At 72.9% G+C, this 15,284-nt stretch carries 12 protein-coding genes, 1 tRNA gene and 1 pseudogene; 9 read left to right on the top strand and 5 right to left on the bottom strand.

The genetic code is table 11. The annotated features are described in order from the left end of the window. Window positions 1-60 precede the first annotated feature (60 nt). From mscL to K313_RS0112470, 4 genes are all read right to left on the bottom strand, one after another. On the bottom strand, window positions 61-423 hold the full coding sequence (gene mscL / locus K313_RS0112485) for a large conductance mechanosensitive channel protein MscL (protein ID WP_029211890.1): 363 nt from the start codon (window positions 421-423) through the stop codon (window positions 61-63). 149 nt (window positions 424-572) lie between these two features. After that, on the bottom strand, window positions 573-1,280 hold the full coding sequence (locus tag K313_RS22465; protein ID WP_084412804.1) for an SAF domain-containing protein: 708 nt from the start codon (window positions 1,278-1,280) through the stop codon (window positions 573-575). Between the two features lie 520 nt (window positions 1,281-1,800). Continuing rightward, a complete protein-coding gene (locus K313_RS0112475; protein WP_029211888.1) occupies window positions 1,801-2,127 on the bottom strand; it encodes an FmdB family zinc ribbon protein in 327 nt (108 codons plus the stop codon). A 68-nt stretch (window positions 2,128-2,195) separates the two neighbouring features. Beyond that, the gene (locus tag K313_RS0112470; protein ID WP_029211887.1) at window positions 2,196-3,773 is read right to left on the bottom strand and encodes a potassium/proton antiporter; all 1,578 of its coding nucleotides are present in this window, start codon (window positions 3,771-3,773) and stop codon (window positions 2,196-2,198) included. A gap of 79 nt (window positions 3,774-3,852) precedes the next feature. Here K313_RS0112470 and K313_RS0112465 point away from each other — a divergent pair, with 79 nt between their 5' ends. Continuing rightward, window positions 3,853-6,462 (top strand): penicillin acylase family protein, encoded by a 2,610-nt coding sequence (locus K313_RS0112465; RefSeq protein ID WP_029211886.1) that lies wholly within the window; start codon window positions 3,853-3,855, stop codon window positions 6,460-6,462. A gap of 14 nt (window positions 6,463-6,476) precedes the next feature. Here K313_RS0112465 and K313_RS0112460 read toward each other — a convergent pair whose 3' ends face one another. After that, the gene (locus tag K313_RS0112460) at window positions 6,477-7,064 is read right to left on the bottom strand and encodes a 5-formyltetrahydrofolate cyclo-ligase (protein WP_029211885.1); all 588 of its coding nucleotides are present in this window, start codon (window positions 7,062-7,064) and stop codon (window positions 6,477-6,479) included. Between the two features lie 94 nt (window positions 7,065-7,158). Here K313_RS0112460 and K313_RS21020 point away from each other — a divergent pair, with 94 nt between their 5' ends. The 8 genes and pseudogenes from K313_RS21020 to K313_RS21010 all read left to right on the top strand — a co-directional run. Beyond that, a complete protein-coding gene (locus tag K313_RS21020; protein WP_034253080.1) occupies window positions 7,159-9,057 on the top strand; it encodes a GGDEF domain-containing protein in 1,899 nt (632 codons plus the stop codon). A gap of 10 nt (window positions 9,058-9,067) precedes the next feature. Beyond that, window positions 9,068-10,336: a molybdopterin molybdotransferase MoeA gene (locus K313_RS0112450; protein WP_034253078.1), complete on the top strand. Its 1,269-nt coding sequence runs from the start codon at window positions 9,068-9,070 to the stop codon at window positions 10,334-10,336. Between the two features lie 62 nt (window positions 10,337-10,398). Next, window positions 10,399-10,824 (top strand): cyclic pyranopterin monophosphate synthase MoaC, encoded by a 426-nt coding sequence (gene moaC, locus K313_RS0112445; RefSeq protein WP_051274128.1) that lies wholly within the window; start codon window positions 10,399-10,401, stop codon window positions 10,822-10,824. Then, entirely contained in the window at window positions 10,821-11,309 is a 489-nt protein-coding gene (locus tag K313_RS0112440; RefSeq protein WP_029211882.1) for a MogA/MoaB family molybdenum cofactor biosynthesis protein, read from the top strand. Before moaC ends, K313_RS0112440 begins: the two co-directional genes overlap by 4 nt. After that, window positions 11,309-11,911, top strand: coding sequence for a GNAT family N-acetyltransferase (locus K313_RS21015; protein WP_034253076.1), 603 nt, complete (start codon window positions 11,309-11,311; stop codon window positions 11,909-11,911). Before K313_RS0112440 ends, K313_RS21015 begins: the two co-directional genes overlap by 1 nt. 71 nt (window positions 11,912-11,982) lie before the next feature. Beyond that, a complete protein-coding gene (locus K313_RS0112430; RefSeq protein ID WP_029211881.1) occupies window positions 11,983-12,852 on the top strand; it encodes a hypothetical protein in 870 nt (289 codons plus the stop codon). Between the two features lie 46 nt (window positions 12,853-12,898). Continuing rightward, window positions 12,899-12,971: transfer RNA gene (locus K313_RS0112425), tRNA-Ala, on the top strand. Between the two features lie 245 nt (window positions 12,972-13,216). Beyond that, window positions 13,217-15,109, top strand: a pseudogene (locus K313_RS21010) (ATP-binding cassette domain-containing protein); the annotation flags it as partial. Window positions 15,110-15,284 lie beyond the last annotated feature (175 nt).

Below are 15,284 nucleotides of genomic sequence, written 5' to 3'. Positions count from 1 at the left end.
TGGGCGAACGACGAAGGGCCCCGCCAGACGGCGGGGCCCTTCGTGACGTGCGGGGGTGGGTCAGCGGCGACGCAGCTCGTCGCGGATCTCCATGAGGATGGACGCCTCCTCGGAGGGGGCGTCAGTCTCCTCGACCCCGGCCTTGCGGCGGGCGGCGATGGCGTTCATCGGGGCCACGACCATGAAGTAGATGGCAGCCGCGATGATCAGGAAGCTGATGAGCGCGGTCAGGAACGCGCCAACAGGCACGCTGCCGGGGTTGAAGGAATTGAAGTTGGGCTGGCCGCCCAGCTTGCCGATGAGGTTCATCAGGATCGCGACGAAGCTGTCGATGACCTTGCCGAAGGCGGCACCGATGACGACGGCGACCGCCAGGTCGACGACGTTGCCGCGCATGAGGAAGTCCTTGAAGCCCTTGAGCATGACTGTTCTCTCTCTGTTCTGGGGAGATGGGGAGCGAGCCCGCTCGGGCTCGGGGCGGCGACTCCGCCGCATGCGCCACCGTATGACGCTGAGTTGCGTGAGCACGATACTTGATCGTTCATCGGTGACCAAACGTTGACGCGATGCGCTCACTGGGAAGCGGCCGTGAGCATCAGGTGCAACGCCTCCACGTCGGGCCCAGCACTGCGTCCCGTGTGCAGCGCGCGGGTCTGAGACTCGTTGAGGGACACCAGGACCGTGCGACCGGAAGAGCCGGTCGCGCCTCCCGAAAGCCCTGGTCCGGCGGACTCGAGGACCGGTGTCTGCAGGACCACCGCGGCGGGGGCGACGAGTCGGGCACCCACCCACACCTGGACCCGGTCCCCGGCCCGCAGGAGATCGGCCACGACGGGCTCCACCGCCGGGACGGCCAGCGCGGCTGACCCCCTGGGCAGGCCGGTGAGCCTGGTCGAGCCGGTCACCGCACGTGACGTGAGCGGGTCGCCAGCGGCCACCGCGCTCGCCAGCCGCCGTCCGACCAGTGCGTCGGCCGCGGGCCAGCTGCTGGGAGCGTCCCGGCCGGGCCATCGGCGGCGGACGAGGTCGGCCTCGCCCAGGACGTGCCCGGCGGGCAGGTCGTGGGCGGCGCTGAGCACGACGGTCCCGGCGGGAGGCGGGGCAGGGAAGGCCAGGCGCAGCGCGCCGGTGACGGCCAGCCCCACGCAGAGGGCGGCCAGGACGCGGCGGGCGAGGCGCAGGTGCCAGGACACGCGACGGCTGCGCAGGCGAGCGCGCCACGACCGGCGCAGCGGTGCAGGGCGCCCGGCTCGGTCGCCACGGCGGGGGAGGGCAGTCATGCCGCGAGGCTAGGCAGCAGACCACCGACGGGCGAGGTCGCGGAGGCCGCCTGTGGACAGGGCGACCCACGACGCGACGAGCTGTGGACGACACGCCGCGGCCGGCGCGTCCCGCTGGTGTGCGAGTGGGTGGGCTGCGTCGTCATACGAGCTGGTCGTCCCGACGCCCGAGCAGCGAAACGAGGACTCGGCGTGGATGCGTGGGTGCGGTTTTGGTGAGAGGGCGCAGATGGTCCCTCAGACGCGGTTCGAGCAGCCGTATGTGACCTCTCGGGAGGCGGGCCGAGATCAGAGTGGTCGCAGATGCGACGTCTGGCCTGGTCTGGTGTCGGTTCTGCGACCACTCTGGAGCGACCGGCCGGCGGGAGGGCACCGGCGCGACCGGTGGCTCCGACATATGGGCGGTGCGGCCTCGGTGAGAGGGCGGAGGTGGTCCCTCGGACGCGGTCCGAGCAGCCGGATGTGCCCCCTCAGGCCTGTCGAGCGGCAGGCTCGAGGGAGCGCGGTGCAGGGGGCCAGGTCAGCTGGCGGCGGCCGAGCTGGTCGAGGTGCTGGAGCTGCTGGACGAGGTCCCGGACCCGTTGGAGCCGGACGACGTGCTGGTGCTGGAGGTGCTCGAGGACGCGTCGCTCGACGAGGCCGTGGTGCTTGCGGTCGCCTTGCCGTCCTTGCCGCGCGAGTCCGTGCGATAGAAGCCGGAACCCTTGAAGACGACGCCGACGCTGTTATAGACCTTGCGCAGCAGCCCCTCGCAGCGCGGGCACACGGTGAGCGCGTCGTCGGTGAACGACTGGACGATGTCGAAGGCCTCGCCGCAGTCGGCGCAGCGGTAGGAGTAGGTGGGCACGGTGCCTCCGGAGGGGACGAGCGGGTGAGGGACGCCGGCGGTCGACGTCGACCTGGGCGTGCGACCGCTCAGTCTAGCGAGCCGTCGCGGCGTCGCTGACCGCGTTCGCGGACCGTGCGGGCGACCGGAGGGCGGTGCCCGGGCTCGAGCCACCCGGCCAGGCGGCCCTGCTGGGACACCGCGCGCAGCCGCTCCTCCGCGGAGTCCCGCAGCTCCGCGGGCACCACGACCATGAGCGAGTCCCCGCGCCGCAGCACCGTGGACCGCTCCGGCACGAACGACCGCTCGCCGCGTAGCACGAGGGCGACGCTGGCGCCCTTGGGCAGCCGCAGCTCGTAGACCTCGACCCCCGCCATCCGCGACTCGTCCCCGATCTGCACCTCCACGACCTCGGTGTTGAGGCGTTCGAGCGGGGTGGACTCCAGCTGCAGGTCCATCGTGGCGCCCGCGTCGATGACGCCGAGCCTGCGTGCGACCCAGGGCATGGTCGGCCCCTGCACGACGGTGAAGATCACGACGAGCATGAAGACGAGGTCGAACAACCAGGCGAGCGACGAGGCGCCGGTCGTCTCCGGGACCGTGGCGAGGACGACGGGGACGGCGCCACGCAGGCCCGCCCAGGACAGGAAGGCCTGCTCCCGCCACCCGATGCCGAACGGCGTCGCGGACACCACGACCGACAGCGGCCGGGCGACGAGCAGCAGCACCAGGCCCATGACGACCGCGGGGACGATCCAGCGCCCCAGCTCGGAGGGGGACGCCAGCAGGCCCAGCAGGACGAACAGGCCGATCTGGGCGAGCCAGCCCATGGCGGTCGCGAAGCCCCGGGTCGCGGCCTTGTGCGGCAGGGAGCTGTTGCCGACGACGAGCGCGGCGACGTAGACGGCGAGGAAGCCGCTGCCGTGGGCGTAGGTGGCGACGCAGTAGGCCATCGTCGGCACCGCCATCACGCCGATCGAGAAGAGGGCGGACGAGGTGTCGGCATACCGGCGCAGCAGCTTGGTCCCCAGCCAGCCGACGGCGATGCCGAGGAGGGCGCCCACGACCAGCTCGTAGACCGCGAGCCCGGCGAGGAAGAGCGGACCGGCCTCGGAGTCACCCGCGGCGACCGAGGCCAGGGCCGTGACGAGGATGACCACCGGTGCGTCGTTGAAGCCCGACTCGGCCTCGAGCAGGCTCGTCAGCCGCCGCGGCAGGGGCACGCTGCGCAGCACGGAGAAGACGGCGGCCGCGTCGGTCGAGCTGAGGACGGCCCCCACCAGCAGCGCCGAGACCCAGTCGAGGTCGAGGACGAACCTCGCGGCGACGCCGACCACCCCGACGGACACCATGACGCCGACGGTCGAGAGCAGGGCGGCCGGGGCCACCGACGGCCTGATGTGCTTCCACGAGGTCGAGAGGCCGCCCTCGGCCAGGATCAGCACCAGGGCGATGTAGCCGAGGGCCTGGGTCAGGCGGCCTCCGTCGAACTGGATGCCGAGCCCCGACTCACCCAGCCCGACGCCGATCAGCAGGTAGAGGAGCAGGGACGGCAGTCCCGAGCGGGCGCTGATGCGGACGGCGACCACGGCCAACAGGAGGACGGCGGATCCGAGGAGGAGGACGGAACGCAGGTCCTCGATCCCGAAGCCCGCGCCCGTGTCCATGGCCCCATCCTCTCGTATGCCGCACCCGCCCCTCGCGTCGTCCGCCGGCCTGTCGGTGCCGTGGCCTAGTCTCGCTCACGTGTCCCGCGCCGCTCTGATCGCCCGACGGACGACCGTCTCGGTCGTCGTCCTGCTCCTCGTGGCCGCCCTCATCGTCGCCGGCGTCGTCTACGGCGCCGTCCGCAGGACCGACCCCACCGTCACCGGCACGGCGCGGCTCACCGGGCTGTCGGGCGAGGTGGACGTCCGGCGAGACGGCGAGGGGGTCGCCCACATCTACGCCGACACCCCCGAGGACCTGTTCCGGGCCCAGGGCTATGTCGCGGCCCAGGACCGGTTCTTCGAGATGGATCTGCGCCGCCACGCCACGGCAGGGCGGCTGGCCGAGCTCGTCGGCGAGGCCGGGGTGGCGTCGGACATCAGCGTGCGCACCATGGGCTGGCGCCGCGTCGCCGAGCAGGAGCTTCCCACGCTGTCGGCCGACACCCGGCGCTACCTCGCGGCGTATGCCGACGGGGTCAACGCCTACCTCGACACCACCGGCGACGCGACCCGCGTGGCGCCGGAGTACCTCATGCTCAGCGTCCGCTTCCCCGGGTACCGCATCGAGCCGTGGGGCCCGGTCGACTCGCTGGCCTGGCTCAAGGCGATGGCCTGGGACCTGCACGGCAACTACGCCGACGAGCTCGCCCGCGCCCGGCTGATGGCGCAGGGTCGCTCGCTCGACGAGGTGCGTGAGCTGTATCCCAGCTATGACGCCAAGGCCCAGCCCCCGATCCTCTCCCCGTCGGCGTGGTCGCCCTCTGGCGTGCACGGCGGCCGGTCCAAGGCGCCGGCGGCCGGCATACGGCAGGGTGCCGGCCCCGCCCCCGATCCCGAGAGCGACGCCGCCCTGGGGCGGACAGCGCAGGCCGTCTCCGCCGTCGCGCCGCTCGTCGGCCGGGGCGAGGGGATCGGATCCAACTCGTGGGTGGTCGGGCCCTCCCGGTCCTCGACCGGAAAGCCCTTGCTGGCCAACGATCCTCACCTCGCGCTCGCTCAGCCCGGGATCTGGCACCAGACCTCGCTGCACTGCCGCACCGTGTCCCAGGCCTGCCCGTACGACGTCTCCGGGTTCTCGTTCGCGGGCTTCCCTGGGGTCGTCATCGGGCACAACCAGCGGATCGCGTGGGGATTCACCAACCTCGACCCCGACGTGAGCGACTTCTACCTCGAGCGGGTCAAGGGCAGCACGGTGCTCAAGGACGGCGCCTACCGCCCGCTGACGACGCGCACCGAGCGGATCCGGGTCGCCGGCGGCACCGACCGCACCATCACCGTCCGGTCCACCTCGCACGGCCCGCTGATGTCCGACGTCGACGCTGCCGTCAAGGACGCCGCGGCCGTGCCCACGGCAGCGACCACCGCGTCGCCGGCGACCCCCGCCGAGGGAGAGTCCCTGGCGATCGCCCTGCGGTGGACCGGGCTGGAGGTCACGCAGACGGCCGACGCCATCTTCCGGATGAACCGCGCCACGTCCTTCGACACCTTCCGCGCCGCGCTCTCGTCGTTCGCCGCGCCCTCTCAGAACGCGATCTACGCGGACGTCGACGGCCACATCGGCTACCAGGCACCCGGCCGCGTGCCCGTCCGCCCCTCCGGGACGGCGGGGGCACCCCCCGGCTACCTGCCGGCACCGGGCTGGGACTCGCGCTACGACTGGACCGGCTATGTCCCGTTCGACCAGATGCCACGCACCCTGGACCCGCCCGAGGGCTTCGTCGTGACCGCCAACCAGGCCGTCACCACCGCGACGACACCCTTCCTGACGACGGACTGGACCCACGGCTGGCGCTCCACCCGCATCCGTCAGCTCCTGACCGCGCAGCCGACCGTCTCGCCCCAGCGCATGCGCGACATCCAGGGCGACGTCAACGACGGCTTCCAGCCCGTCCTCACCGCTGCGCTGCGCGGTGTCGACCTGAGCGGCGACAGCTTCACCCGTGAGGGGCAGGCGACGCTGGAGGGCTGGGACGGCCGGTTCGTGACGGGGGACAGCCACTCGTCCCGAGCGGCGGCCTACTACACGGCGGCTTGGTCCGCGCTGCTCCACCGCACCTTCGACGACGACCTGCCCCCCGGTCTGCGGCCCGATGGCGGCTCGCGCTGGCCCGCGGTCGTCAAGCAGCTGCTCGCCGACCCCCGGTCTCCCTGGTGGGACAACCAGAAGACCCTGCGGATCGAGACCCGCGACGACATCCTGCGCCAGGCCCAGGTCGACGCGCGTCTCGAGCTGACCCGGCTCACCGGCAAGGACGTCAAGGCCTGGGACTACGGGCGGCTGCACACGCTGACCCTGCGCCATCCGCTCAGCGCGGCGGCACCCGGCATGCTGCGGTCCCTGCTCGACCGCGGTCCGCAGCCGGCGCCGGGCAACCCGCTCGCTCCCAACGCCCTCGGCTACGACCTGCAGCTGGGCTACGCCGCCGACTGGGGGCCGTCCATGCGCATGGTGGTCGACCTCGGCACTCTTGACTCGAGCACCTGGGTCCAGTCCACGGGCGTGTCCGGGCACCCCACGAGCGACCACTACGACGACCAGACGGGGCGCTGGCTGCGCAACGAGCCCTTCGCGTGGCCGTTCAGCCGGCAGGCCGTCGAGGGCGCGACCCGTGACCAGCTCACGCTCGCGCCGCGCGACAACGGCTGAGCCCCGTCGCGCGCTCAGCGGTCGAGCCAGGTGATCCCGTCCGCGGTCACCACGGCGTCGACCCGCTGGTCGTGCTCGGCGGACGGCAGCTCCTCGTCCAGGAGCTCCTGCGGGTGCAGCAGCGTCACGACCCGGACGCCGTCGCGACGCCGGGGGAGCGCCCGGTCGTAGCACCCTCCACCCTGCCCGAGGCGCACGCCCCGCCGGTCCACGGCCGTGCCCGGCGCCAGCACCAGGTCCGCCTGGCTGATCGCCTCCAGCCCGAGCCGGGCCGACTCGTCCAGCTCGTCGCTGCCCAGCGGGCGCCAGTCGAGGTCGAGCCCCGGCAGGGTCACCGGCACCAGCACCCGATAGCCGGCCCCGACCAGGGCCTCGTTGATCGGGCCGGTGCCGGGCTCGGTCGGCCACGACTCGTATGACGTCACGGTGCCACCCGGGGCCACCAGGTCGGCGACGACCCGCAGGGCGTGGTCCGCCAGGGCCCGGGCCTGCGCCTCTCGGTCGGCGCGAGGGGTGTCGGCATACCGCTGCTTGCGGGCTGCCCAGAGGCGGGTCCGCAGGGCGCGCTTGGCCTCGACGGGGGTCGTGAGCGGGGTGTCCATGCCACGGATTCTGTCAGGCACGGACCCGTGAGGAGGAGGGGCGGATCGGTCTCGTGCCACGATGGGCCGCACCCACCCACCTCGAGGAGGACCCGTGTCCATCCGGACCCGCCTGGCGATCGTGCTCGCCGCCGTGGTCCTGCCGGTCCTGCTGGTGGCCGGGCTCGTGGCCGGGGTCCTGCTGCCGCGTGCGCTCGTGGACGGCCAGCGACGCGACGTCGACCGCGCCACCGTCGCCGTCGCGACGGCCATGGCGTCCGAGTGCTGGGCGCTGGGCGACCGGGCCGAGGTCATCGCCCTGTCGATCGCCAACGGGCGCCCGCCAGCCACGGTCCTCGCGGAAGAGACCCGCGGCGGGCTGGGGGCGGAGCGGGGCTACGCCGTGGTGCTGCGCGGCGGCGCCGTGCTGGCGGCCTCGTCCTCGGCGCCGCGACCCACGCCCACCAAGCTGCCCACCACGCGCTGCTCGACGGTGAGCGAGCCCGCCGGCGCCCACCTCGCGGAGCGGGTCGACCTCACCACCACCCAGGGGACGCTGACGGTCCACGTCGTCGAGCCCCTCACCGCGGGGCGGCTGGACGCGCTCACCCGTCAGGCCGCGGCCGGGGACGTCCGCACGATCCTCCAGTGCGCGGGCGGCGTCGAGGTCCACCCGAGCTCGGACCGCGGCCAGGGGTCCATCGCGCGGACCGCCGCCGCCGGGCCCGGGCGTCCCTGCGCGGTGCAGGGCTCGGCCGCCGATCCGGTCGGTGGGGCGAGGGCCTGGATGCCACTCCTGCTCATCCTGCTCGTGCTGGCGGCGGCCGTCGGTCTGCTCCGATGGCTGGCCCGGGAGCTCACCGCACCGCTCCTCGTCCTCACCGACGGCACCCGCCGTATCGCCGAGGGCGACCTGAGCGTGCGTCTGCCGGAGGGGCGCGACGACGAGGTCGGCGAGCTGTCGCGGGAGTTCAACGCGATGGCGATCGAGCTCGACCAGCGGATGGCCGAGCTGACCTCGAGCCGGGAGACCCTGCACGACACCGTCCGACGGATCGCCGCCACGCTGCAGCGCACCCACGACCTCGACGGCCTCCTCGCGGCCCTGTGCGCGCTCGCCGAGACGACGACCGGGTCCACCTGCGCGGTCGTCTGGATGCGCGAGGGCAGCGGCCTGCGCGCCCGCGTCGTGCACCCCATCGGCACCCGCCGCCCCGGCACGGGACGGATCCGCGCGGCCGAGAGCGCGATCGGCGAGGTCGTCCGCGACCGTCGCGTCGTCGTGCTCGACGATGCGCGCGACGAGTCCGGCGCGGTCCTGCGGGGCAGGCTGTGTGCCGCACCCCTCGTGGCCGGCGACGACGTCATCGGCGCGCTGGTCGTCGAACGGGCGGCCGGCGCGACGGCATACGACGACACGACCGGGGAGCTGCTTGACCTCGTGGCAGGGCCGGCCGGGGTCGCCATCGACAACGCGATCCTGCACCGCCGGGCGCAGCGCCAGTCCGTGATCGACCCGCTGACCGGGGTCGGCAACCTGCGCATGCTGACGACGACGCTGGGCCGCGAGGTGGAGCGGGCTCGGTCGTTCGGGCGTCAGGTGTCGCTCCTGATCGTGGACGTCGACCGGTTCCGGCAGGTCAACGACCAGCACGGGCACTCCGTCGGGGACGGCGTCCTGGCCGCGCTCGCGGCCCGCATCGTCGAGCTGGTCCCGCCGGTCGACCTCGTCGCACGCTACGGCGGCGAGGAGATGGCGGTCGTCTGCCCCGAGCGCGGCGAGGAGGAGTGCCTGCGGCTCGCCGAGCGGATCGTCGGTGACCTTCGCTCCCGTCCGCTGCAGGTCGGCGACCGCGAGATCCCCATCACCTGCAGCGTCGGGATCGCCACCTGGCCGCAGGACGCCGCCACGGCACCCGAGCTCGTGTCGGCCGCCGACGCCGCGATGAACGCCGCCAAGCGCGCCGGGCGTGACCGGGCGGTGGCCTCGAGGCATGTCGGACCCGTCGACTAGTCTCCGCAGCATGTCCGACGCACCCCGGCTGATGCCGGTCGACGAGCACCTGCGCCTCCTCCTCGAGGCCTGCGCCACCGTGCCCCGCTGCACCTCCGAGGTCCCGGTGGCAGAGGCGCACGGCTGCGTCCTGGCCCAGGACGTGCGCAGCGCCGTCGACGTCCCGGCGTTCACCAACTCGGCGATGGACGGGTATGCCGTCCGGGCCGCCGAGCTCGTGGGTGCCGGTGATCGCCCCGTGGTCCTGCCCGTCGCGGGCGACATCCCCGCCGGACGCACCGACCGGGTCACCCTCGAGCCGGGCACGACGATGCGCATCATGACCGGCGCCGCCCTGCCCGACGGTGCCGACGCGGTCGTCCCCGTCGAGCTCACCGACGGCGGCACCGAGCGGGCCACCCTGCGCCACCAGCCGCAGGCCGGCGCCCACGTCCGCCCTGCCGGCGACGACCTGTCCCGCGGCGAGACCGCCCTGGCCGCAGGCACGTTCGTGGACGCCCGGGTCCTCGCGCTGCTCGTGTCCCTCGGGCATCCTCTGGTCGAGGTCGTGCTGCCGCCCCGCGTCGCCGTCCTCTCCACCGGCGACGAGCTGGTCGAGCCGGGGGGCACGGCCGGGCACGGCACGGTCGTCGACAGCAACGGCCCGATGCTCGTGGCCGTCCTGCGCGAGCACGGCTTCACGGCCGAGCGGGTGCGCGCGGTCGCCGACGACGAGCAGGGCTTCCGCGCCCGGCTCGACGAGGTGCTGCTGACCCACGACGCCGTCATCACCACCGGCGGTGTCTCCGCCGGCGCCTACGACACGGTCAAGGCCGTGCTCGCCCGTGACGGCGAGGTCGCGTTCCGCGGGGTGGCGATGCAGCCCGGCAAGCCCCAGGGCTTCGGCCTGGTGCGGGCCGGCGACGGGCGACACGTGCCCGTCTTCACGCTGCCCGGCAACCCCGTCAGCTCGATGGTGTCCTACCAAGTCTTCGTGGCCCCGGCTCTGCGCCTGCTCGCCGGCCGCCCCGCCGAGGGGCTCGCGGGCATCGAGGCGGTGGCCGACGACGGCTGGCGCACGTCGGCCGGCCGCACCCAGCTGGCCCGCGTCCGCCTGCGCACCGAGGCGGACGGCCCGCACGCCACCCTCGCGGGCGGCCAGGGGTCGCACGTGCTCGGTGCCCTCGCTCACGCCGACGCCCTGGCCGTCGTGCCCGCCGAGGTCGACGAGGTCGTCCCCGGCACGCGCCTCACCTGTCTGCTCCTCCGTCCCCTCCCCGGCAAGGAGTCCCTCGCGTGACCTCCACCCCCACCCCCGACCCGCCCCGCCTCACGCACGTGCGGGCCGACGGCAGCGCGCACATGGTCGACGTCTCCGCCAAGGCCGTCACGGCCCGCTCGGCGACCGCCCGCGGCCGGGTCCTGCTCGCCGCCCCTGCCGTCGCCGCCCTGCGTGACGGCACCGTGCCCAAGGGCGACGCCCTCGCCGTGGCCCGCATCGCCGGGATCCAGGCGGTCAAGCGCACCCCCGACCTGATCCCCCTCGCCCACCCCATCGCCGTGCATGGCGTCGAGCTGGACCTCGAGGTGGCCGACGACGGCGTCGACCTCACGGCGACCGTCCGCACCGCCGACCGCACCGGCATCGAGATGGAGGCGTTGACCGCCGTCGCCGTCGGCGCCCTGGCCCTCATCGACATGGTCAAGGCGGTCGACAAGCACGCCCGCATCACCGACGTGCGCGTGACCGCCAAGTCCGGCGGCCGCTCCGGGGACTGGTCCGAGTGACCACCCCCTCGCGGCGGCGGGCCGTCGTCGTGACGGCGTCCACGCGGGCCGCCGCCGGCACCTACGCCGACCGCACGGGGCCGGTCATCGTCGAGGCCCTGCGCGCGTGGGGCCTGGACACCCCGGACCCGGTGGTCGTCCCTGACGGTGATCCCGTGGGGGACGCCATACGGTCCGCCGTCGCCGACGGCGTCGATCTCGTCGTCACCACCGGGGGGACCGGGCTGTCGCCGACCGACCGCACCCCCGAGGTGACCCGGGCGGTGATCGACCGCGAGGTGCCCGGCGTCGCCGAGGCCATCCGCGGCGCCGGTCTGGCGCAGGGCGTCCCCACCGCCTCGCTGTCCCGCGGCATCGCCGGCCTCGCGGGCGCCACCCTGGTCGTCAACCTCCCCGGCTCCCGCGGCGGCGTCGCCGACGGGCTGGGCGTGCTGGAGCAGGTCGTGCCGCACGCCCTCGACCAGGTGGGCGGGGGCGACCACTGATGTCGGCGTGGCCGGTGCGGCTCGAGGCGAGCCTGCCCGACGGGGGAGCGCTCGTGCTGCGCGGCCTGCGTCGCCGCGACCGCTCGGAGTGGCTCGAGCTGCGGCGCGCCAGCTGGGACTGGCTCAAGGAGTGGGAGCCGACCTTCCCGCGAGCGGGCCAGGAGGCCAAGCCCTTTCCCGAGTACGTCCGCCACCAGGCCCGAGAGGCGCGCGCCGGCCGGCAGCTCCCGTTCGCCGTGGAGGTCGACGGGCGGCTCTGCGGTGCGGTCAACCTCTCCCAGATCATGGAGGGCGCGTTGTGGGGCGCCACGGCGGGCTACTGGTGCGCGCCCACCCACGCCGGCCGGGGCATCGTGCCGCTGGCCCTGGCCACGGCGTGCGACTACGCCGTGGGGGAGCGCGGCCTGCACCGCATCGAGGTCAACATCCGCCCCGACAACACCAAGTCGCTCGCCGTCGTGCGCAAGCTCGGGTTCCGCGACGAGGGGCTGCGCGAGCACTACCTCCACATCGACGGCGCCTGGCGCGACCACCGGACCTTCGCCCTGACGACCGAGGACCTCGGCGGAGCGACCTTCACGGAACGGCTCAGGAGGGCATGATCCAGGGCAATCCGCCGACACACCCGCGCGGTTGAGCGTTCATCACCCGTCCCCCCTCTAACGTCGGGGACGTGCAGCCCTCCAGCCTCGTCTTCGTCGTCGTCATCGGGTTGTGGGCTGCCTATCTGACCCAGTCGTGGATGCGTCGTCGGGAGCACCTGCAGACCGCCCGATCCATCGAGCGCTACGCCGAGGCCCTCCGGGTCCTCGAGCGGCGCCCGGTCCTCGCCGAGCCCACCACCGCCCGGTCGTATGCCGTCAGCCCGCTGCGGGCCGGCGCCACCTCCACCGCGCCGACCGGTGCGACGCGTGCCACGCACGTGACCGAGGACGCCGCCCCCGGCCGGCTCGCCCACCGCCTGCGGGGAGCCTCTCTCGGGGTCGCCGTGGCCGTGCTGGTCGCGCTCGTCGTGGTCACCGTCCTGCGACTGGTGCCCGTCTGGACCCCGGTCGTCGGCCTGGCGCTCGTCACCGCCGACCTGGCCTGGCTGCGCCACAGCGCCCGGCGTCGCCAGCCGCGCCTCGAGCTGCGTCGCACGGCCCCGGTCGCCTCGGCCGCCCCCGTCGGGCCCGCAGCTCCGGTCGCGTCCACCGTCCCGACCGCGTCCCCGGTCTCCGCTCCTGAGGCGCCGGTCGTGGAGGAGAGCCCCGAGCCCGCAGTGGCCCCCGTGGGTGCCACCCGGGTCGACGCTCCCTTCGACGTGCGCCAGTTCGACACCGTCGACGCGGCGCCCGCGCCGGTCGAGGTCGCCCTCGAGCCGCTCGAGCCCGGGCAGTGGCGTCCGACGCCGGTGCCTCGTCCGACCTACACCATGAAGCCCGCCGCGCCGCGGGCCACCCCGGACCCGCTGCCGGTCGACGACGACGTGTTCGCCCCCATCGAGGTCGAGGACGAGTTCCTCGACGCCGCAGTGCCGTTGCGCAGCGCCGTCGGCGGGTGAGGATTGGGCCGACGCACCGCCTCGGTGGTACAGTCGGTCCTCGCCAGGGGCTGTGGCGCAGTTGGTAGCGCGTCTCGTTCGCAATGAGAAGGCCAGGGGTTCGAATCCCCTCAGCTCCACCGCACGCACAAGGCTCGAACCCTTGCCAACGGCAAACGTTGGTTGAGGTTCGGGCCTTGTGTGCGTCTGCGGCCCAGGTCAAGGCGTGACGTCGACCTGCGGATCGAGGAGCATTTCGAAGGGCCGGTTGTGCTCGACGCGAGCTCTTCCCAACCCGCGATACTGAGACCGTCGCCCTTGAAAAGAGCGGCCGGTAGGCAACGAGCATCACCTCAAAGCCCACCACTCGACGGGGCTCTATCCGTTCGTCGGGGCTCGTCGGTACATTCTGGACACGTTCGCGAACACGAAAAGCGCCTCGATGAAGCGGCGCGTCGCGCAGTTTCTCATCGCTGCCATCTGCCCGGTCTGTGATGGCAAGCGGCTGAAGCCCGAGGCGCTGTCCGTCACGTTCGAAGGATTCGACATCGCCGAATTCTCCCGACTGCCGCTTCGGGAACTTGCCACGATCCTCTCGGGAGTCGTTGCACGCCTGGAGGAGCTCGGAGCCGCTTCTTCCGGCGCTGCCTCTCCGCGGGCGGCATCGCAGGAGCATGTCGCTGCTGGCGGTTCCTCGCCTGCCGCCGCGCCCGATGTGCGACCCACCCTGAGCCGAGCGCCAGAGAAGCGTGCCGCTGCGGTCCAGCTCGCATCAGGGGTGCTGCAGCGACTTCGTCCATTGGTCGATCTGGGGCTGGGCTACCTGTCGTTGAGCCGGACGACGCCGACGCTGTCGGGCGGCGAGCTGCAGCGGCTACGGCTCGCGACGCAACTCAGCTCTGATCTCTTCGGGGTGGTCTACGTCCTCGACGAACCCTCGGCGGGGCTGCATCCGCAGGACGTGACGGCGCTCCTCGGGATCCTCGACGGACTCAAGGGGAAAGGGAACAGCCTGTTCATCGTCGAGCACTCCGTGGCCGTGATGCGGCACGCGGACTGGTTGGTCGACATCGGCCCGGGCGCCGGTGAACACGGCGGCCGAGTGCTCTACAGCGGCCCGCCCGACGGGCTCGCCGATATCGAGGAGTCCGTGACACGCGGGTACCTCTTCGGTGGCCGCGGTCTCCCTCTTCGCACACCCCGTGAGGCACGCAGTTGGCTTTGCCTGGAGAACGTGACGCGGAACAACCTGCACGACCTCACAGTCGATATCCCATTGGGTGTCTTCACCGTGGTCACGGGCGTGTCCGGGTCCGGCAAGTCGAGTCTGGTCACCCAGGCGCTTCCGTCGCTGCTTGGCGATCGCCTTGGCCGGGCCGTCCCGGCCGATGACGAGCCGGTCAGCGACGAGTCACTCCTCGCGGATGCGCCGGGACGTCTCGATGGACGCGTCGCCGGGCCCGTCACCGGTGTACGCCGGCTGATCGTCATCGACCAGCGGCCCATCGGCCGGACGCCGCGGTCGAACGTCGCCACCTACACCGGGCTGTTCGACCACGTACGTCGTCGATTCGCAGATACCCCGGAAGCTCGTTCACGCGGGTACAAGCCCGGCCGATTCTCCTTCAATGTCGCCGGCGGGCGCTGCCCGACCTGCGAGGGCGAGGGATCGGTGATGGTCGAGCTCCTCTTCCTGCCTTCCGTGTACACCGAATGCCCCGACTGCCACGGCGCCCGATACAAGGCGTCAACGCTCGAGGTCACGTGGCGGGGGCGCACGATCGCTGACGTGTTGTCGATGAGCGTCGAGGAGGCGAACCTGTTCTTCGTGGGCGATGAGGAGATCACTCGATCCCTGGCCGCTTTGTCGGACGTTGGACTCGATTACCTCCGACTGGGTCAACCGGCAACGGAACTCTCGGGGGGTGAGGCCCAGCGCGTCAAGCTGGCGGCCGAGCTGCAGCGTGCGCAGCGTGGGGACACGCTGTACGTATTGGACGAGCCGACGTCCGGGCTCCACTGCGCCGACACGGATCGTCTGGTCGCGCATCTGCAGACGCTGGTCGATGCGGGCAACACGGTCGTCGCCGCGGAGCTGGACATGCGCGTTGTCGCGGTGGCCGATCACGTGATCGATCTTGGACCCGGCGCGGGCGACGCCGGCGGGACCGTGGTTGCAGCGGGTACGCCCGCCTACGTCGCGGACAAGGGCGTCGGTGCTTCCGCGGGCTACCTTGCCGCCGCACTGCAGGCAGCTACCAACGTGACCCCATTGTGACGAGTGTGTCGCTGTGCGATATGAACATCGCACAGCGACACACTCGACGAGGTCGGGGTTGGAACCTTCAGCAGTCCCAGAAGCTCGTCCGGACGCTCTGACCCCGCAGGCTCTGACCCCGCACGCTCCATCGCCACCGAGCATGACGAGATGCTCGGATCCCTGATCCGGGCCT

This window comes from Arsenicicoccus bolidensis DSM 15745 (assembly GCF_000426385.1).
Lineage (GTDB): Bacteria > Actinomycetota > Actinomycetes > Actinomycetales > Dermatophilaceae > Arsenicicoccus > Arsenicicoccus bolidensis.
This window is presented reverse-complemented; position numbering and strand designations above follow the sequence as displayed.